21 protein-coding genes and 1 tRNA gene are annotated in these 17,574 nt (G+C 39.4%); 8 read left to right on the top strand and 14 right to left on the bottom strand.

Annotated elements, in window-relative coordinates:
- Positions 1 to 542 precede the first annotated feature (542 nt).
- The 4 genes from ABES03_RS22050 to ABES03_RS22035 all read left to right on the top strand — a co-directional run bounded on the left by ABES03_RS22050 (position 543) and on the right by ABES03_RS22035 (position 3,588).
- On the top strand, positions 543 to 1,229 hold the full coding sequence (locus ABES03_RS22050) for an MgtC/SapB family protein (RefSeq protein WP_430120731.1): 687 nt from the start codon (positions 543 to 545) through the stop codon (positions 1,227 to 1,229).
- Positions 1,230 to 1,318: 89 nt separating this feature from the next.
- Positions 1,319 to 1,391 (top strand) — tRNA-Ala (locus tag ABES03_RS22045).
- 332 nt (positions 1,392 to 1,723) lie between these two features.
- Positions 1,724 to 2,050 (top strand): DUF485 domain-containing protein, encoded by a 327-nt coding sequence (locus ABES03_RS22040; RefSeq protein WP_430120721.1) that lies wholly within the window; start codon positions 1,724 to 1,726, stop codon positions 2,048 to 2,050.
- On the top strand, positions 2,050 to 3,588 hold the full coding sequence (locus ABES03_RS22035) for a solute symporter family protein (protein WP_430120719.1): 1,539 nt from the start codon (positions 2,050 to 2,052) through the stop codon (positions 3,586 to 3,588). Before ABES03_RS22040 ends, ABES03_RS22035 begins: the two co-directional genes overlap by 1 nt.
- A gap of 41 nt (positions 3,589 to 3,629) precedes the next feature.
- On the opposite strand, the gene ABES03_RS22030 is transcribed toward ABES03_RS22035, so the two are convergent.
- Positions 3,630 to 5,003, bottom strand: coding sequence for a DEAD/DEAH box helicase (locus ABES03_RS22030; RefSeq protein WP_430120717.1), 1,374 nt, complete (start codon positions 5,001 to 5,003; stop codon positions 3,630 to 3,632).
- 175 nt (positions 5,004 to 5,178) lie between these two features.
- On the opposite strand from ABES03_RS22030, the gene ABES03_RS22025 reads away from it, so the two are divergent.
- Positions 5,179 to 5,754: an RBBP9/YdeN family alpha/beta hydrolase gene (locus ABES03_RS22025; protein ID WP_430120715.1), complete on the top strand. Its 576-nt coding sequence runs from the start codon at positions 5,179 to 5,181 to the stop codon at positions 5,752 to 5,754.
- A gap of 38 nt (positions 5,755 to 5,792) precedes the next feature.
- Here the strand turns inward: ABES03_RS22025 and ABES03_RS22020 are convergent, their stop codons facing one another.
- A complete protein-coding gene (locus ABES03_RS22020) occupies positions 5,793 to 6,158 on the bottom strand; it encodes an SCP2 sterol-binding domain-containing protein (protein ID WP_430120713.1) in 366 nt (121 codons plus the stop codon).
- Positions 6,159 to 6,349: 191 nt separating this feature from the next.
- Between ABES03_RS22020 and ABES03_RS22015 the strand changes: the two genes are divergently transcribed.
- A complete protein-coding gene (locus ABES03_RS22015; RefSeq protein ID WP_430120711.1) occupies positions 6,350 to 7,237 on the top strand; it encodes a selenium metabolism-associated LysR family transcriptional regulator in 888 nt (295 codons plus the stop codon).
- A 37-nt stretch (positions 7,238 to 7,274) separates the two neighbouring features.
- Here ABES03_RS22015 and ABES03_RS22010 read toward each other — a convergent pair whose 3' ends face one another.
- Genes ABES03_RS22010 through ABES03_RS22000 form a run of 3 tightly spaced genes read right to left on the bottom strand, consistent with a single transcriptional unit; the run spans position 7,275 to position 9,012 of the window.
- Positions 7,275 to 8,411 (bottom strand): zinc-dependent alcohol dehydrogenase, encoded by a 1,137-nt coding sequence (locus tag ABES03_RS22010; RefSeq protein WP_430120709.1) that lies wholly within the window; start codon positions 8,409 to 8,411, stop codon positions 7,275 to 7,277.
- A gap of 17 nt (positions 8,412 to 8,428) precedes the next feature.
- The gene (locus ABES03_RS22005; RefSeq protein ID WP_430120707.1) at positions 8,429 to 8,788 is read right to left on the bottom strand and encodes a spore coat protein; all 360 of its coding nucleotides are present in this window, start codon (positions 8,786 to 8,788) and stop codon (positions 8,429 to 8,431) included.
- A 14-nt stretch (positions 8,789 to 8,802) separates the two neighbouring features.
- Entirely contained in the window at positions 8,803 to 9,012 is a 210-nt protein-coding gene (locus tag ABES03_RS22000; RefSeq protein WP_430120705.1) for a spore coat protein, read from the bottom strand.
- A gap of 136 nt (positions 9,013 to 9,148) precedes the next feature.
- Between ABES03_RS22000 and ABES03_RS21995 the strand changes: the two genes are divergently transcribed.
- Entirely contained in the window at positions 9,149 to 9,355 is a 207-nt protein-coding gene (locus ABES03_RS21995) for a hypothetical protein (protein WP_430120703.1), read from the top strand.
- The gene (locus ABES03_RS21990; RefSeq protein WP_430120701.1) at positions 9,352 to 9,660 is read left to right on the top strand and encodes a spore coat protein; all 309 of its coding nucleotides are present in this window, start codon (positions 9,352 to 9,354) and stop codon (positions 9,658 to 9,660) included. Before ABES03_RS21995 ends, ABES03_RS21990 begins: the two co-directional genes overlap by 4 nt.
- A 36-nt stretch (positions 9,661 to 9,696) precedes the next feature.
- Here the strand turns inward: ABES03_RS21990 and ABES03_RS21985 are convergent, their stop codons facing one another.
- From ABES03_RS21985 to ABES03_RS21945, 9 genes are all read right to left on the bottom strand, one after another.
- Entirely contained in the window at positions 9,697 to 11,196 is a 1,500-nt protein-coding gene (locus ABES03_RS21985) for an acyl-CoA synthetase (protein WP_430120699.1), read from the bottom strand.
- 122 nt (positions 11,197 to 11,318) lie between these two features.
- Positions 11,319 to 12,059, bottom strand: coding sequence for a 3-oxoacyl-ACP reductase FabG (fabG, locus tag ABES03_RS21980; RefSeq protein WP_430120697.1), 741 nt, complete (start codon positions 12,057 to 12,059; stop codon positions 11,319 to 11,321).
- Positions 12,056 to 12,958, bottom strand: a complete 903-nt coding sequence (gene phaZ / locus ABES03_RS21975) for an intracellular short-chain-length polyhydroxyalkanoate depolymerase (RefSeq protein WP_430120695.1) — start codon at positions 12,956 to 12,958, stop codon at positions 12,056 to 12,058. The genes fabG and phaZ overlap by 4 nt, the downstream gene beginning before the upstream one ends.
- Position 12,959: 1 nt before the next feature.
- Positions 12,960 to 13,973 carry a 3-oxoacyl-ACP synthase gene (locus ABES03_RS21970; RefSeq protein ID WP_430120693.1) on the bottom strand — a complete coding sequence of 338 codons (1,014 nt, stop codon included), beginning with the start codon at positions 13,971 to 13,973 and terminating at the stop codon, positions 12,960 to 12,962.
- A gap of 17 nt (positions 13,974 to 13,990) precedes the next feature.
- Positions 13,991 to 14,170: a hypothetical protein gene (locus ABES03_RS21965; RefSeq protein WP_430120691.1), complete on the bottom strand. Its 180-nt coding sequence runs from the start codon at positions 14,168 to 14,170 to the stop codon at positions 13,991 to 13,993.
- 12 nt (positions 14,171 to 14,182) lie between these two features.
- Positions 14,183 to 15,172, bottom strand: coding sequence for a branched-chain amino acid ABC transporter permease (locus tag ABES03_RS21960; protein WP_430120729.1), 990 nt, complete (start codon positions 15,170 to 15,172; stop codon positions 14,183 to 14,185).
- 14 nt (positions 15,173 to 15,186) lie between these two features.
- Positions 15,187 to 16,047, bottom strand: a complete 861-nt coding sequence (locus ABES03_RS21955; RefSeq protein ID WP_430120689.1) for a branched-chain amino acid ABC transporter permease — start codon at positions 16,045 to 16,047, stop codon at positions 15,187 to 15,189.
- Positions 16,048 to 16,065: 18 nt separating this feature from the next.
- Positions 16,066 to 16,773 carry an ABC transporter ATP-binding protein gene (locus tag ABES03_RS21950; RefSeq protein ID WP_430120687.1) on the bottom strand — a complete coding sequence of 236 codons (708 nt, stop codon included), beginning with the start codon at positions 16,771 to 16,773 and terminating at the stop codon, positions 16,066 to 16,068.
- A complete protein-coding gene (locus ABES03_RS21945) occupies positions 16,751 to 17,524 on the bottom strand; it encodes an ABC transporter ATP-binding protein (protein ID WP_430120685.1) in 774 nt (257 codons plus the stop codon). The genes ABES03_RS21950 and ABES03_RS21945 overlap by 23 nt, the downstream gene beginning before the upstream one ends.
- Between the last annotated feature and the right edge of the window lie 50 nt (positions 17,525 to 17,574).

Below are 17,574 nucleotides of genomic sequence, written 5' to 3'. Positions count from 1 at the left end.
TTTAGTTTTCAAAGAACAATATTCGTGCTATCGAAGATGATTTTTCTCTTGTTAAGAGCTTGTACCCTTCAAAAGCGACTTCCTAAATTTATCATATCGATCAACTAAATGTCAACAACTTTTTTCACTTTCTTTTGTTGTTTAACTCTCTCGCTGAGGACGAGTTTTAATATAACATGTTATAAAAATGATTGCAATATAATTTTAAAAGTTTTTTGGTTTAAATATTTATCATAAGTATTGTACCTTTACTATATCTTCGCTCTTTAAAAAACTATTGGTTATTTTATTTATTGTTTATATAAATTTGTGGGTAAATATATTAAGTCATAACTAGAACAAGGAAAGGATAAAATAATAGGAACACCTTTAAATAATTTGAATCACTTAACACATGTATCCCCTTAGGAATGCTTTCGTCCTTCCCTTAGATACTCCATTATGTGTAAAATCAAAGTATATTCCTCTTAGTTAACTGCACTCTTTGATAATTGCTTAATTTCTACTGACTAATAAATTGGACGTGAATGAGTATGAACAATATGGAGATAGATATTTTAATCAAACTGGGTATTTCCGCATTTTTTGGCCTAATTATCGGTTTGGAACGTGAATTAAAAAGAAAGCCTGTAGGACTGAAAACCAGTCTCGTTATATCTGTAGTAAGCTGTTTGCTAACTATTGTATCTATTCAATCTGCTTATATGTTCCCTAACTCTGATGATGTGAAGATCACCATGGACCCACTTCGCTTGGCAGCTCAAATTGTTTCAGGAATAGGTTTTTTGGGGGCAGGAGTAATTTTAAGAAGAGGGAATGACAGTATTTCAGGTTTAACGACTGCTGCCATGATTTGGGGAGCAGCTGGTATTGGCATTGCAGTTGGTGCCGGATTTTTTTTAGAAGCATTTGTGGGAGTAGCTCTTCTTATTATAAGTGTTGAATTAATTCCTTTTCTCATGAAACTATTTGGGCCGAAACAATTACGTGAAAAAGAAATTATGCTTCAACTATTTATTAGAGACCAAGCGCAAATCGACAAAGCGATTACCTTTCTTCTCGAGAAAAAATATATTATTCGTCGACTTAGAATTAAAGATTTAGATAATGGAGATCACTTAGTGCAGATATTAGTAGCAGTAGATTATCGTAATAAGACTACAGAAGTGTATGCATCAGTTTCTAATATAGAAGGAGTACAAAAAGTAGAAATAGAAAGTATAAGCTAACGGCCCTGTTACTATTGAAAAAATTACAAGATTTCCTCTTGCAAGTTATTTGTAATACGGATATAATTTTCCTTGTACCAAACTTATTAGGGGGCTTAGCTCAGCTGGGAGAGCGCTTGCATGGCATGCAAGAGGTCGTCGGTTCGATCCCGATAGTCTCCATATTCCAAAACCTTTGCGAAGCAAGGGTTTTTTTATTTTGTAAACCTACTTTTTTCATCCTCTCTTAAAAATGATAAATATTTCCTATTTTTACAAATTCATCTTGCTTTGTTAATTTTATTTTCACTATAATAAAAGCGTATAATAATGTTTTAAAAATTTTGAAAAGTCTGTAATTAAAAGAAGGGGGTAGCTACTCAAAACAAATATATGTTATTTCCTCATGTTCTTCTTTCCAGTTTGGATTTCTTCACCATTTGACCCATCAGCATTGTCTTTTCTATTAACCTCAGATTCAGAACAAAGGATTTTTATGAGAGGGGGAGCTTCCATTGGAGGCAAAACAAATAAAGGCTAATACTGAAAGCGATTACAGCTCCATTGTTCAATCATCATCTTTCCAGACATTACTCTCCGAAAAGAAAAAATTTATCATTCCCATTACCATTTTCTTTTTCTGTTTTTATTTTGCATTGCCCATTTTAACTTCTTATACCACGGTATTAAACCACAAATTTATCGGCAGCATCACTTGGGCATGGGTTTTTGCTTTCTTACAATTCATAATGACATGGGTTTTGTGCATGCTCTACTCGAAAAAGGCAGCAAGATTTGATGAATTAGCTACTCAAGTTGTTGAAGAAGGAGGAAAAAGCTAATGAATACAGCTGCTTTTACGATGTTTCTTTGTATTGTTTTTATCACTTTAATAATTACCTATTACGCTTCGAAAAGGACAAAGAATGCTAGTGAATTTTATACTGCTGGTGGGGGATTGACAGGCTGGCAAAATGGACTCGCCATTGCTGGTGATTATATGTCTGCCGCATCCTTTCTTGGAATAGCTGGTGCAGTAGCCTTAACCGGTTTTGATGGATTCTTTTATAGTATCGGTTTCCTTGTTGCTTACCTAGTGGTTCTTTATATCGTAGCGGAACCCATGCGAAATCTTGGAAAATATACCTTTGCAGATATGATTGCCTCCCGTTTTGATGCGAAGAAAGTACGTGGATTTGCTGCCATGAACACCGTTACAATTTCAATATTTTATATGATCGCTCAGCTAGTCGGAGCGGGTGCACTCATTAAATTATTATTAGGCTTAGAATACACAACTTCTGTATTAATTGTTGGTGTGTTAATGACAGTGTATGTTATTTTTGGAGGCATGCACGCAACAAGCTGGGTGCAAATCATTAAAGCTGTTCTATTGATGGGTGGGACCTTCTTAATTTCTATTATTGTTTTTTCTAAGTTTAACTTCAGTATTACAGATATGTTTACTCAGATGAAAACAGCCACACCTTTAAAGGAAGCATTCCTAAATCCTGGTGTGAAGTATAAAATTGGGCTTGATACGATTTCCTTAAACATGGGACTCGTTCTCGGAACAGCTGGACTGCCTCATATTTTAGTCCGCTTTTTCACCGTTAAGGATGCTAAGACTGCTCGCAGTTCCGTAGTTTACGCTACATGGATTATTGGAATCTTTTATGTTATGACTATTTTCCTTGGCTTTGGTGCAGCAGCCTTTGTTGGTACAAATAAAATCGTCGCCGCAAATCCTGCAGGCAATATGGCTGCTCCCCTTTTAGCCCAGGCCATAGGTGGAAATATGTTGTTTGCGTTTATCTCTGCCGTAGCATTTGCTACTATCCTAGCAGTTGTTGCAGGGCTTGTTCTAACAGCAGCCTCTGCATTTGCCCATGATTTTTATAATGAAATTCTGAAAAAGGGTAAAGCAACAGAGAAACAGCAAGTTAGCATGGCACGTTGGGCTGCTATTGGTGTTTCCGTTATTTCTATTATTCTTGCTTTAGGCGCTCAAACACTTAATGTGGCATTCTTAGTTTCACTCGCCTTTGCCGTTGCGGCAAGTGCAAATCTTCCAGTCATTATTTACACTATTTACTGGAAGCGATTTAATACATCTGGTGCGGTCTGGGCAATGGTGGTTGGACTAATCTCTGCAATTGGGCTAGTAATTATTAGTCCGAATGTGTTCAGTCCTGAAGTAGGAAAAGCTATTTTTGTAGGGAACCCTATCTTCCCTTATACCACACCGGGAATCGTTTCGATTCCGCTTGGCTTCCTTGCAGGTTATCTTGGAACCATCATCTCAAGCCAAAAGGCCGATGTGAAGAAATATGAAGAAGTATTAGTAAAATCAAATACAGGTATGAAAGCAGGAATATAACAAAGAAAGGGACTGAAAATTTCTTCAGTCCCTTTTGCATTTTATCGCTGTTTATTTCTTGTTGATCCCGTTTTTGTTCCTTTATTTCTAAAAGAACCACTTTTTACTCCATTTCTTCCGGACGTAAAACCTTTAGATGGTGTGCTGTTTTTATTCCCTTTAATCGGTCTATCCTGTCTCGAGCGCTCTGGAGAGTTTTCTTTTCTTCCTCCACGTCTTTCTTTTTGGCCAACCGGGCGGGGTTTTCTAGGTTCCTTCTGACTCTCTTCTGTACTATTTGTGTTTCCTATGTTTTGTTTTGGAATCGTAATGTTTAGCTCATCTTCAATTAATTCGAGAGCAGGACGGTCGTCTGAGGTGTAAAAGGTAATGGCCAAACCCGTCATTCCTGCTCTGCCTGTTCGTCCTATCCGATGAATGTAGCTTTCAGTATCCTGAGGAATATCATAATTGAATACATGAGTAACTCCTTCTACATCCAATCCTCTTGCTGCGACATCCGTTGCAATTAATAGCTGGATTTCAGCCTCTCTAAATCTCTTCATTACTTGTTCTCTTTTTGCCTGCGATAAGTCCCCGTGCAGCTCATCACATGAAAAACCGTTAGCTTTTAAGACATCATAAAGCTTACTGACTCTGCGTTTCGTTCGGCAAAAAATGACCGCTAAAAATGGCCGATAGGTTTCAACTAATTGAAAGAGTGTCCCTTGTTTTGCCCGATCGGTTGTATGAATAGCGATCTGTTTCACACTTTCAGCAGGTCCTTGTGTTTTTTCTACTTGGATATATTCAGGTTCTCGCATATGCTTTTTGGCTAACTTGCGGATTTCCGGAGGAATGGTAGCCGAAAACAACATAGTCTGCCTTGTCTGAGGCGTTTCTCTGATAATATCCTCTACTTCTCCTAAGAACCCAATATGCAGCATTTGATCTGCTTCATCTAAAACAAGATAGGAGACTTCTGATAATCTAATCGTTTCTCTTCTAATATGATCCAATAGCCTGCCCGGTGTTCCAACGACAATTTGTGGGTTTCTCTTCAATCTTTTTAACTGTTTTGCCACGTCTTGGCCACCATAGACGGCTAATACATTTACATCAGCCTTATCAGCAATCAATTTTTCCACTTCTTCTGTGATTTGCAAGGCCAACTCCCTTGTAGGAGTCACGATTAGCGCTTGAATATGTGTTGCATCAATATTAATCTTTTCAAGTATTGGCAGGATAAACGCAAACGTCTTTCCAGTCCCTGTTTGTGCTTGAGCGATAATATCACTGCCCTTCATTACAAAAGGAATCGCTTGTTCTTGAATGGGTGTGGGTTTTGCAATACCTATGCCGCGAAGTTGTTCTGCTAACGATGGGGAAATACCCAATGATAAAAAATCTGTCAAAAATACCCCTACTTTCTTCATAACTACCTATTAATATTGATTGTTTATCGTTTGAATTGCAAATATACTTTTTTTGTTTGAAACTGCCAATAATTATTTGCTTTGACTTCCGTTGCCTTTTTCTACCGAAAAGATTATAATTCTGTTAATACCAACTTATTTCATCGGAATAGTAAACAAAGAGAAGAGGGATTATTTGAGCCAATATAGTTTTTTAATTGTTCATGGATTAGGGGGAAGCGGACCAGATCACTGGCAAACCTGGCTTGCACAGGAGTTGAGACAAAAAAATTATCACGTTTGTTATCCAACATTTACTGAGTTTGACTCACCCAACAAAGAAGTGTGGCTGAAAGAATTGACTGCAGCAATCCAGACAATTCCTGAAAATCAGCAATTGATCGTTGTTACACACAGCTTAGGTTGTTTACTTTGGATGCATTACTCTGCACTAAATAATAAGCGAATAGCTAAACGAGTTATTCTAGTTGCTCCTCCTTCGCCAGTAACCGTCATTAAGGAAGCGACATCTTTTTATCCTGTACCCTTAGAGAAGATGAATCTATCTAGCACGGCGGAAGAAACCCTTTTTGTTCATTCATCCAATGACCCGTACTGCCATCAGCAGCATAGGGAAAGGTATATGAATATGGGGGTACCTACTATTACATTCCCAAACATGGGCCATATTAATGCAAAGTCAGGTCATGGGAAGTGGTCCTGGATTTTGGACCAATGTCTAGCCGCTGAAAATGCAACCATACTTGTATAATAAAAGACTGCTGAGATTACTCAGCAGTCTTCTGTGCATTATAACGGTTCTTTAATGTTATATTTACGGAGGATGCTCTCAATTTTAAATCCGGTGCTTAAGTCACCTTTTGCTTTTACCTTACCAGTGAGTAATGCCATGGTACCACTTTGTTTACCTAGGAGGAATTTCTTGAAATTATCATAGGAGAGCGCCATCGTTACAGTAGGAACTGCTTCTGCACCTTGCTTAATCGTTAATTTTCCATCATGAAAAAAATGCTGGTAGGTTGCGGGTTCCTGGTCGTAAACGTCATACTGAACCACGGCGTTAAAGCCTTTAATAGGTCCTGGATTTTCATTGAATATTTCTTCTATCCTTGTCATCAAATCTGCCAAGGTATATTCTTGAATCGCTTTTGCCATCTATTGCCCCTCCTAGATATTTAAAATATCAAACATTTCTTATAATTCTATGATACTAATTTAAATTCGAATTGAACAATGGACGTTTTTTGAACTTTTTAAATTCAATCCTCTATTTCATGGTAAAATAAACTATTCAAACGATCTATTTTACCTATTACTATTAATCGAAAAGTCTGGGGTGATAATTCTTGGATTTACACCAGTTATATGTGTTTACAAAAGTAGTTGAACATAAAAGCTTTTCAAAAGCAGCTGAAGATATTTTCTTAAGTCAATCAACAGTCAGCTCTCATATACAGGCGTTGGAAAAGACCCTTAGTATCAAGCTTTTTGATCGAGTTGGCAGGGAAAGCATCCTCACTCCAAATGGGGAACGATTGTATCAATGGGCACGTAAATTGTTATTATTAAAAGACCAAGCTCTACTTGATTTGAAACAGGGGATGACTGATCTTCGAGGGATGATTCGAATGGCTGTTAGTTCTGTACCTGGGCAATTTGTGATTCCAAAAATGGTGAAGCAATTTAGGCAGAACTATCCCGAGGTCTACTTTCATATCCATCAATCATCTTCAAAGAATGTGGCTGAAAAGGTGCTAAACGGATCAGTTGATTTTGGCATATTAGGGGAGAAATACGAGGATGATAAACTTCGTTATATCCCGTTATTAAAGGAAAAGTTAGTCCTAGTTACCTCGAATGAATTGGAAATACCAGGACCTGTAAACATTCAGGATATTTTACATTATCCTTTTGTCATGCGAAGTTCTAATTCAGGAACGAATGCCATTTTTGAGAGGTTCTTAAAGAAAAATAAGATAGCGAAAGACCAGCTAAATATTGTCTCATATATTGAAGATGGACAAAGTTTACTACAGTTTGTGATACAAAATGTAGGTATATCTGTCTTATCGGAAATGGTCGCTAGAGAATATTTTGACAAGAACATGTTGAAGATGTATGAATTATCGGGTTTTGATAATGAAAGGTATTTCTATCTTGTTTATAATATTAATAAAACACAATCGCTTCTCTCTAAGCTATTTATTGAGGAGGCAGTAGATTTAGTAAAATAAACGAGGTTCGGAACATTCCGGCCTCGTTTTTCTACGTTTAAGGTTTTAATATGACTTTAATACAATCTTCCATTTTTGTATCAAAGACCTCATATCCATGTTTTGCTTGTTCTAACGGAAGGACATGTGTAATAATATCGCCTGGATCCACCTTCCCTTGATTAATCATATCATAAAGGAATGGCATGTAAGGAATAACAGGGGCTTGTCCTGTTTTAATATCAACATTCCGATTAAAGATATCGCCAAGTGGAAATGCATTATATCTTCCGCCATATACACCTGTTACTTGTATGGTTCCTCCCTTTCGTACCGCTTGACTTGCAATAACCAATGCTCCCATCGCTCCACCTTGAAGCTTCAAACCCGAAGCGAGAAATTCAAGTGGGGTCATCTTCCCATCCATCCCAACACAGTCTATGACTATATCTGCCCCACCTTTTGTAATTTCCAACAGATAATCACCTACATTTTCATGGTCTTCAAAATTGACGATTTCCACCTTGTTTGTGCGTTTAGCATGCTGTAGGCGGTAGTTAATATAATCTACGGCGATGACTCTTTTTGCCCCTTTTAACCAGGCGAACTTTTGAGCAAGTAAGCCAACTGGGCCGCAGCCTAGAATAATAACAGTGTCACCATCCTTTACACCCGCATGATCAACACTCCAATAGGCAGTTGGTGCAGCATCAGCAAGTAATGCTAACTTTTCATCTTCAACTTCACAGTTATCAGGTATTTTAAACGGGGTAAAATTCCCGAAAGGAACACGCATATATTCTGCCTGTCCGCCTGCATAGCCGCCCGTTGTTTCTGAATAGCCAAAAAAACCTGCACCTTGACCATGTGGATTCCCATTGTCGCATTGACTGGTTAGATCATGCGTACAGTACCAACAATGGCCACAGGAAACATTAAATGGGATAATCACCCGATCACCTTTTTTTAATTTCGTTACCTCTGGACCGACTTCCTCCACCACCCCCATCGGTTCATGTCCAATCACAAAATCGGTAGGTAGATTGGGAATCATAGCATGAATTAAATGTAAATCAGAGCCGCAAATGGCTGAAGAAGTTACTTTGACAATGATATCATCACCATTCTTTATTTCCGGGTCCTTAACCTCTCTAACCTCTACATTTTTTATGCCTTGGTATGTTACTGCTTTCATTTTGTGTCCTCCTTTTTTTATTTATTTGGTGTCGCAAACATGCCAAGGCGGTCAGTGTCATTTGGATACAGATTCATTTGGGCAATTTGTATGGCTGTTTCTGCTGCCTTTACGTCAATTGGGAATTGTTCTTTTATATTATGAGGATGCAGCCATCCTTTTTTTATCATCAGCTCTGAGATTTCAGTATGCAAATCAATAGCTGCTTCCATTTGTTTATGTAGCACTCTTCGAAGGTCAGGATTCGCTGTTTCTGTAATAGCAAATCCGTAATTTCGAATGCCTGTTTTAACAGCGAGTAGAAAATCCATCGCAAAAGCAGAATCAGCTAGGTTTGGCATCCCCTCAGCATTTCTTGGATCTAAATAATCTTGCACGAATACCACCTCACTTAATGTAATAGTTGGCTTTCTTTATAAAAACTAAGTAGTTCATTTATATCTTTTATGGATTGCTGTACGTCTTTTTCCATTAATCTTTTCAAATCGTTATCAAAGCAAATCCCTTGCATTAATTTTGATCGAAGTAAACTAACCGTTTTAAAATTTACTATTTCATGAGTTTCCATCGTCTCATGCGGAGCTAAGCCTTTCTTTTCCATACCAGACACCTCCCATTCATAACATAAATATTTTCCCTTTTGCTCCTACTCTTTATGCAAATGCTGGATATGAATAAAATCGATTTACTTAGAAAATATATATAGGAAAAGTTTGTACGAACAGGAGGGAGAATAAATGACAAAGTTTTTAGGACTCCATGAAACATTAGACCTTCATGAATTGTTATCATTTAAAAATCTCTGTTTAACTAAAGCAACGACAATGAGTATATTAGCCCAAGATCCTGAATTACAGGCTATACTATCTGCTGATGTTACGACTGGGACTCAGCATATTCAGCAATTACAGCAGTTTTTAACCAATCGGAGGGAAAATAGTTGAATGAATTCATCCAAAACATGATGGGCATGGGCGGGTTAACAGACCAAGTCATTGCAACAGATTTTCTCATTTCAGCCAAGGCAGGAATTAGAAATTATGCTGTCGCGATTACGGAAACAGCTACACCAGAATTAAAATCGGCTCTAAGAGCACAATTAAATGATGCTATTGCCACTCATGAAAAAATCACAAGCTTTATGGTGGAAAGAGGATTTTATCATCCACATGAATTAAGCGAACAGCTCCAGGTTGATCTAACCGTGGCAGACACTGCCCTAAACCTCGCCAATAAAATGATGGATTAATGTACGCAAAAAAGGGAGAACGCTGATGTTCTCCCTTTACCTTTGTAGGCTAATTTCCTTTAAACTCTTTTTATCTATTTTTCCCACATGGGTTTTCGGCAATTCCTTTAAGAAGGTAAAGCGTTTCGGAATTTTATATCTCCCCAGTTTGACTTCACAGTAGGCGATCAATTCTTCCTCGCTTATTTTAGATGAGTCTTTTAGAACAATAAAAGCAGCGACCATTTCCCCCCATTTTTCTTCTGGTAAGCCTACTACCGCTACTTCATCTATGGAAGGATGGCCGCCGAGCCAGTGCTCGATTTCCAGAGGATACACATTCTCGCCTCCAGTAATAATCATATCTTTTTTCCTTCCGACGATATAAAAGAAACCATCCTCATCCTTTTTCGCCAAATCGCCTGTTTGAACCCAACCATCTTTTAATGTTTCCTCTGTTGCTTGTTCGTGATTCCAATAATAGGAGAATGCATGCTTCCCCTTGATGCAAAGTTCACCAACCTCATTCACCTCTGCTTCTTTCCCATCTACTCTCACAAGTTTGATAGAGTTAAACAGCATCGGTTTTCCGACTGAACCCCTTTTTACCTGAGCATCTTCCGGACTAATATAAAAATTATTCGGTCCCGCTTCGGTTAAACCATACCCCTCTTTAAAAGCCAGCTTCTTTTTTTGAAAGGCTTCGTATATTTGTAACGGACACGGTGCAGCACCTGATAAAAAGATCTTCATCGTTGGAAAATCATTCATATGAAACTCATCGGTTTGTATGAGCATATGATACATAGTTGGGACTAGTAGTATAATAGTGCAACGATAACGATTAATAGATTCAATTGTTTTTTGAGCGATAAACTGATTACCTACTACCACAGTTCCTCCAATCATTAGGATTGGAAGGCTTAACGCATTTAATCCCCCGGTATGAAACATGGGTAAATAGGTTAAGGTTACATCTTCCTCTGTTAGGCTCCAGCTGATTATGGTGTTTATAGCATTCCATTGTATTGATTGGTGACTAAGAACTACACCTTTTGGTTTCCCTGTCGTCCCTCCAGTGTAAATTATCGCTAGCGGATTTATTTCAGTGATTTCATCGGAAAATTTCTCACTTTTGGGATAGCTGGTGATTTTCTCGTAGTGTGTCTCTCCCACACGAAAGCAGCTTACACCCAAATCAGTTAGTTGATCAGAGAGTGTTTCGAACTGCAGATGTAATCCTATTAAGACAGGGTTGCAATCTTTAATGATCTCACGTATCTCATGTATGGATAAACGCCAATTAAGTGGGACGAATATTGCACCGATTTTACTGCAGGCAAATAATAAATCAAAGCAACTAATATGATTGGGAGAAAGCAATGCAATGCGGTCTCCTTGTTTAACGCCGCGCCCCTGAAGCCAGCTTGCCACAGAAGCTGAACGGTCATTTAATTCTTTATATGTCCAGGTTTTATTTGTATTTTCATCGATAATCGCTATTTTATTTGGCGATAATCTAGCTCTATTATCCAGCCAATCCAGTTCCCACCTCACCGAACAATCGCTCCTTCACTACTAGATGGAACCATTTTACTTTTAATTAGTTACAGGTGAGTTACATGTTACCTTTTACACGGCTTTACTAAAAAAACGACCCAGTAAGGTCGCTTTTTTGATTACATCATTATTCCACCGTCCACGTGCAACACGGTACCGTTAACATAGTTGGATTCTTCCGATGCTAAGAAAAGATAGGCATTTGCAATATCCTCGGGCTTTCCGAGTCTAGCCAGCGGAACCATTTGCTTCATTTGGTTTAATACTTTTTCTGGAACCTTTGCCGTCATTCCTGTCTCAATGAACCCCGGTGCAACGGCATTCACATTGATTCCTTTTCGTCCTAGCTCTTTGGCCCACGATTTCGTCATGCCTACCACTCCTGCCTTCGTGGCCGCATAATTGGTCTGACCCACATTTCCGTAAATGCCTGATACTGAAGAAGTGTTGATAATTCTACCTTTTCCCTTTTCAACCATGGATGGTAATACAGCTTGTGTACAATGGAATACACCTGTCAAATTGACATCAATCACCTGTTGAAAATCTTCCACCGTCAACTTTGACAGCATAGCATCTCTTGTGATTCCCGCATTATTAATCAGAATATCGATGTTTCCATATACCTCACGTACTTTCTCGACCATCGAATCCACACTCGCACGGTCCGCAACATTTACTTGAAAAAAAGTCACCTCATAGCCTTTTTCCCGTAACACTCTTGTCTGCTCTTCTCCCTGGTCCACGTTATAATCTGCCATGGCCACTTTGGCACCTTCACGTGCAAAAACTTCTGATGCTGTTAATCCAATTCCAGCAGCAGCACCTGTTATAAGGGCCACTTTATCCTGTAATCTCATACCTTTACCTCACTATCTAAAAATTGTTCCATTGCATGTAACAATTGCGGAAGGTCATCTACTAATGCTGAGTGACCGCAATTCTTTAATTCTATGACGGTTGCTTTTTCACCCAAGTCCTCAATAAGCTCGTTTGTCATTTTTTGAACAACCACCATATCCCGCTCTCCATAAAGAACCAATACAGGTACATCGATGACATCTACTTTCCCGTTGCCCTCGACTAGACCATTAAAATGATGGCTGATATTAAAATTATTTAAGGCATAATACACCTCAGGGAGATTTCGCTGCGTTCGCATATCCTGAACATATTCATCATAACGTTCAGACTCGGGTTGATTGTGGGTATAAATAACTGAATTCCATATCAACTTTAGCAGCTCAGCATTATTCGTGTCATAGGCTGTTTGAATAGGAATGGTGCGAACGAGATCCCGCTTCATTTCTTCATGCATGGTCAATCTCCGCAGCTCGTCTTCATCCTTTATTTTCCCATCGTACGGATAGCCTCTTGTGGATGCAGAAGCAAGTAAGATCAGTTTGTTACAATAGCCTGGATAATCAGCAACAAACTGCATCCCCACCGCTCCACCCGTTGACCAGCCGGCAATGGCAAAATCCTTTAAGCCAATCGCATCAACAAACTGCTTCACATCATCTGAAAAATCTTTAATGGACATGACTAAATGGTTATACGTTGAGTTTCCAAATCCGCGTAAATCTACTGCATAAAGCTTATATTTTTCATCGATATTTTCATAAACCAGATCCCAATGCTTGGAGGAAGTCATGTTTCCATGGATTAATAAGACTTTTTTCTCCCCGCCTTCTCTTTCTCTGTAGGCAAGTGTTTCTCCATTTGGCAGCAATACTTCTTTCATGATTACATTCACCATACTAATCACCTTTTCCCCATTTAATTGTAGTTGCTCCCCATGCATATCCAATTCCAGCACTAACAAACACGACCACATCGCCATCCTTAACCTTTCCAGACGCCAAGGCTAATTCCAGTGATAGAATTTGATCAATTTGACCAATGTGGCCATATTCTTCTAGATAAATAGATTGTTCTTCGGACAAACCTAATTCTCTTAATACATATTCATGGGCGGACTTCTTCATGTGGAGGATAGCCAAATAAGCAATATCCTTTTCACAATAACCGCTTTTTCGGACCGATTCACGGATGACCTTTAAAAAATAATCCATCGATTTTTGTTCTAAGCGCAATTTCATCCCTTCAGGGTCAAGAACATCCAGCTTATTCAGACGTTGGTCAATTGCTTGTTTCGAAATCGGATTTTTCGTTCCTCCTGCAACAACCACGACATCCTCCGAAAAAGAACCATCGGTAATCAGATCAGTTTCTAATAATAGGTTTTCGTTATGGCCTTTCCTAAGAAGAATAGCTCCTCCTCCTGCGCCGAGATTATACATGAAACGGGTTCTTGGATTCTCATAATCAATGAAATCCACGTTCCGATACCCTCCTGCCAAAAGGACAGTTTTAATGTCAGGATCAGCAATCATCATATTTTTAGCTACTTTTAACGCCATCACAGTTGTTCCGCATCGTAAGGCGACATCAAATGCCCAGGCATTATAGGCCCCCACTTCCTCCTGCAGTTTAATGCCTGCTGTCCAGAGAGGATATTCCTTATGTTCCTCACCAATATAGATGACGAGATCAATCTCTAATGGATCAATGTCCGCCTTAGCTATTGCTTGTTTCGCTGCTAAAATCCCCATTTCACATGTATGATCGGATGGACCTGGAACATGCTTCTTCTTTATTCCCATTTTCTCTTCGACAACACCAGCTGGGATACCTGCCAATTCGGCGATCTCTTTTCCTGTCATAACTTCCTTTGGTAAATAAACCCCTGTACTAAGTATTCCAATCTGCAATTCCCTCACCTACTTATCTATGCTTCATCTGCCATTTCCTGCATGAATTCCATGGCTTCTTCAATGGACTCAAATAAGGTTTCCCGATCTTCCTGAACATGTGTTACCTTTATTCTCCAATGTTTTCTGCCTGATTCCTTCTCGACAGTGGCCAATTGAAAACGAACGACGAAGGAAGCAATTTGATTGATCTCCACTGGTTCCTCCTCCTACCCAGCCATTTTTTCTTCTTTTTTTACGGCCGGTTGTTTTTTTCGCTTCCATGAAAGGGTACTTAACGTACCAACAATTCCTTTTGGAAAGAACATAACTACCAATATATAAATGATTCCAAAGAAGATAATCCAACGCTCAAAAATCCAATGCTCTTTCGCCAGTTCAGTCAGCCAATCATGTGCAAACTCGATTAATCCAGCTCCAATGATCGCTCCAACTAAGGTTCCCACTCCGCCAATAATCGTCATTAACAAAGCATCTAAGGTAATATCCATGGAGAATACGCTTGTATTCACAAATCGGAGTGAGATCGCATATAAAATACCGGCTATTCCTGCTAAAACTCCAGAAACAACACTCGCTGCAATTTTATAATGCAGGACATGGAAGCCAAGGGATTCAGTCCGCTGTTCATTTTCTCGTATGGCCTGCAGCACACGGCCAAGCGGAGAATTGGTGAAGCGTTTCAAAATCAAAAACACGGCAACCATCACGATTAGGGAAAGAAGGTAGAAATTAGTGCGGTCAATAAACTGTTCAGGTACACGGAAGGTAAATCCATCATTTCCATACGTCATGGTGCGCCATTTTTCTGCTAAAACGAGAAATAGACCGGATAACGAAAGGGTGAGCATGGCATAAAAGTGGCTTTTTAATCGAAGGGTTAATAACCCGACAATAAAGCTCACACCAGCTGTTAACAAAATGGTCGTCAAGACTGCCAATAAGAAATAGGGCATGGTGGGCTCAAATCGCTTCATAAAAATCCCCATCGAATAGGCGCCAATTCCAAAAAACATGGCATGACCAAACGAAACAATTCCCGTAAAACCTAGTAATAGGTCATAACTCATGGCAAAAATAGAAAACACAAACACCTGTGTTAATAAAATAAATAAGTTTCTAGATTCATAAACAAAAGGCAAAAGGAGTAAAAAAGCGGCTACGACTAACACCACGGCCGTCATTCTGTTTCCCTGCATAAACCTCAATGTATTCACCCCTTTGCCCCGAATAAGCCCTGAGGCCGAATTATTAACACAATCGCCATGAGGAGCATATTAACAGCGAGGGAAAGATCCGGAACATAATAAGCCATAAAAGACCCGGAGAGCCCAACTAAAATAGCGGCTAATACGGAGCCTTTAAAATTGCCCATTCCTCCAATCACGACAACGATGAAGGCTAAAATAGCAAACTCCATCCCCATACCTGCATGAATGACCCCAGAGTAAGGTCCGAGCAAGACACCTCCAAGTGCCGCCATCCCAGATCCAATCATGAAAACAAACATAAACACCCGTTGAATGTTGATTCCAAGTGCTTGAACCATTTCTTTATTCATGACACCTGCTCTTACAACTAAGCCAATTTTGGTTTTCTTAAGCAGATATTGCACCCCGGCAAAAATAAGAAAACCAACAAAAATGATAAATACTCGATATTTGATAATGACGACCCCGCCAAGCTCCCAACTGCCTTTTAAATAATCAGGTGGAGAAGCTTGCAGCTGATTCGGCCCCCAAATCACTTTCAACATCTCAGACAAGACAAGCATAAGTCCAAGCGTAATTAAAATTTGTTGTACATGATTTCCATAGACCGGTTTAATAATCCACTTTTCTGTAATGATTCCCAGCAAAAATCCGGTGAGAACTGCACCAAGGATTCCAACAAGAAAGCTGCCTGTTTGAGAGTAAATCCAAATACCACTATAGGCTCCCCAGGCAAATAAACCACCGTGCGCAAAATTCAGTACATCCATTAAGCCGAAAATTAAAGTTAATCCGGCGGCCAGTAAAAAAATGAGCATCCCAGTTGCTAGCCCATTTAAGGCTAAATTCATAAATAAATCCACGAAGAATTTCCTCCTTCCTTAAGCAATTCCTAGGTACTTCCGTTTCATCTCTTCATCTTCTTTTAGCTGCTTCATTGTTCCATGACTAACGGACCTGCCGTCATCAATAATGTAAAAACAATCACCAATCGTGCTCGCCATCATAAAATTCTGTTCGACTAAGACAATGGTGGTTTGTTCCTTCATTTGTAAAATGGACTCCATTACTTTGTCCACTACGATGGGCGCTAACCCCTTGCTCGGTTCATCAATCAACAGGAGTTCGTTTTCATTTACATAGGCTCTTGCAATGGAAAGCATTTGTTTTTGCCCGCCGCTTAGTAACCCACCCGGTTTTTTCCAGAATTTCTTTAAGTCAGGAAACAGGTTTAAAATATAGTCCATCCGTTTCGCTGTTTCCTCGTTGTCTTTCTGAATAGCCACTTTCATGTTCTCTTCAACGGTTAAACCTGCGAATATCCCCTGATCCTCTGGAACATAGCCGATCCCTTTTTGAGCAATCGTATAGGTTGGCAGTGTCTGAATCGATTCGCCTTTAAACACAATGCTCCCCTTAGACGAGGGGTTCAGTCCCATGATCGTCCGTAATGTGGTAGTTTTTCCCGCCCCATTTCTCCCGAGAAGCACTGTTACTTCGCCTTTTTTTACCTCTAGGGAAACTCCTTGGAGAATATGGTATTGTCCGATAAATGTTTCCACTCCATTAAGCTTCAATAGGTCGCTCATCAAAATGACCTCCTAAATATGCAGACTGCACTGTATCGTTTTTCATGATTTCTTCTGGCGTTCCGTCAGCAAGGAGCCTGCCATTAAAGAGGACCATGACCGAATCGGATAAATCGAGAATCATATCCATTTTGTGTTCTATCAAGATGATCGTTCGGTTTCCTTGCTCCTTAATTCGTTTAATCACTTCTAATATGGCTGGAACTTCTTCAAGTGACATACCTGCTGTAGGTTCATCTAATAAGAGGACTTCGGTTTCAAGAGCCAGCAGCATGGCAATTTCCAATTTCCGTTTTTCCCCGTGTGCCAGATTACTAGCTAATGAATCTTTTTTATCATCTAAAAGCACAAGCTTTAGCCATTCTAATGCCCGCTCTTCAAATGCCCGGTACTTTTTATAATGAAATAGCATTTGATAGCGAATGCCTGCTTGTGATTGGACGGCTAATCTGACATTTTCTAGAACAGTTAAGTTCGGAAATACGTTGGTAATTTGGAAGGAACGGCCTATTCCTGCTCTTGTACGGTGCGTTGGGGAGTAACGTGTAATGTCTTTCCCACGGAAGAGGATTTTTCCCTTTGTGGGAGACAACTGGCCGCTAAGTAGATTAAAGAACGTAGTTTTCCCTGCACCATTGGGCCCGATAATAGATTTAAAGTGCTTTTCTGGAATGGAAATACTTACGGAATCGACTGCGGTATGACCGCCAAAGCTAATGGATAAGTCATTTGTTTCAATAAGAGTTGCCATCTGTTTCACCGCCTCAATTTTGCTAAAAATAAGGAAGAGGGCGACCAGTG

The organism is Neobacillus rhizosphaerae (assembly GCF_050477885.1).
Lineage (GTDB): Bacteria > Bacillota > Bacilli > Bacillales > Cytobacillaceae > Neobacillus > Neobacillus rhizosphaerae_A.
This window is presented reverse-complemented; position numbering and strand designations above follow the sequence as displayed.

What these genes read in the sequence shown, in the direction of transcription:
- ABES03_RS21950 (WP_430120687.1), bottom strand. Translation starts at nt 16,773, where the DNA reads ATGAGCGACCTATTGAAGCTTAATGGAGTGGAAACATTTATCGGACAA.
- ABES03_RS22000 (WP_430120705.1), bottom strand. Translation starts at nt 9,012, where the DNA reads ATGGAAAAGAAAGGCTTAGCTCCGCATGAGACGATGGAAACTCATGAA.
- ABES03_RS22020 (WP_430120713.1), bottom strand. Translation starts at nt 6,158, where the DNA reads ATGGCAAAAGCGATTCAAGAATATACCTTGGCAGATTTGATGACAAGG.
- phaZ (WP_430120695.1), bottom strand. Translation starts at nt 12,958, where the DNA reads ATGGTGAATGTAATCATGAAAGAAGTATTGCTGCCAAATGGAGAAACA.
- ABES03_RS21945 (WP_430120685.1), bottom strand. Translation starts at nt 17,524, where the DNA reads ATGGCAACTCTTATTGAAACAAATGACTTATCCATTAGCTTTGGCGGT.
- ABES03_RS21995 (WP_430120703.1), top strand. Translation starts at nt 9,149, where the DNA reads ATGACAAAGTTTTTAGGACTCCATGAAACATTAGACCTTCATGAATTG.
- ABES03_RS22050 (WP_430120731.1), top strand. Translation starts at nt 543, where the DNA reads ATGGAGATAGATATTTTAATCAAACTGGGTATTTCCGCATTTTTTGGC.
- fabG (WP_430120697.1), bottom strand. Translation starts at nt 12,059, where the DNA reads ATGAGATTACAGGATAAAGTGGCCCTTATAACAGGTGCTGCTGCTGGA.
- ABES03_RS22010 (WP_430120709.1), bottom strand. Translation starts at nt 8,411, where the DNA reads ATGAAAGCAGTAACATACCAAGGCATAAAAAATGTAGAGGTTAGAGAG.
- ABES03_RS21960 (WP_430120729.1), bottom strand. Translation starts at nt 15,172, where the DNA reads ATGCAGGGAAACAGAATGACGGCCGTGGTGTTAGTCGTAGCCGCTTTT.
- ABES03_RS22030 (WP_430120717.1), bottom strand. Translation starts at nt 5,003, where the DNA reads ATGAAGAAAGTAGGGGTATTTTTGACAGATTTTTTATCATTGGGTATT.
- ABES03_RS22035 (WP_430120719.1), top strand. Translation starts at nt 2,050, where the DNA reads ATGAATACAGCTGCTTTTACGATGTTTCTTTGTATTGTTTTTATCACT.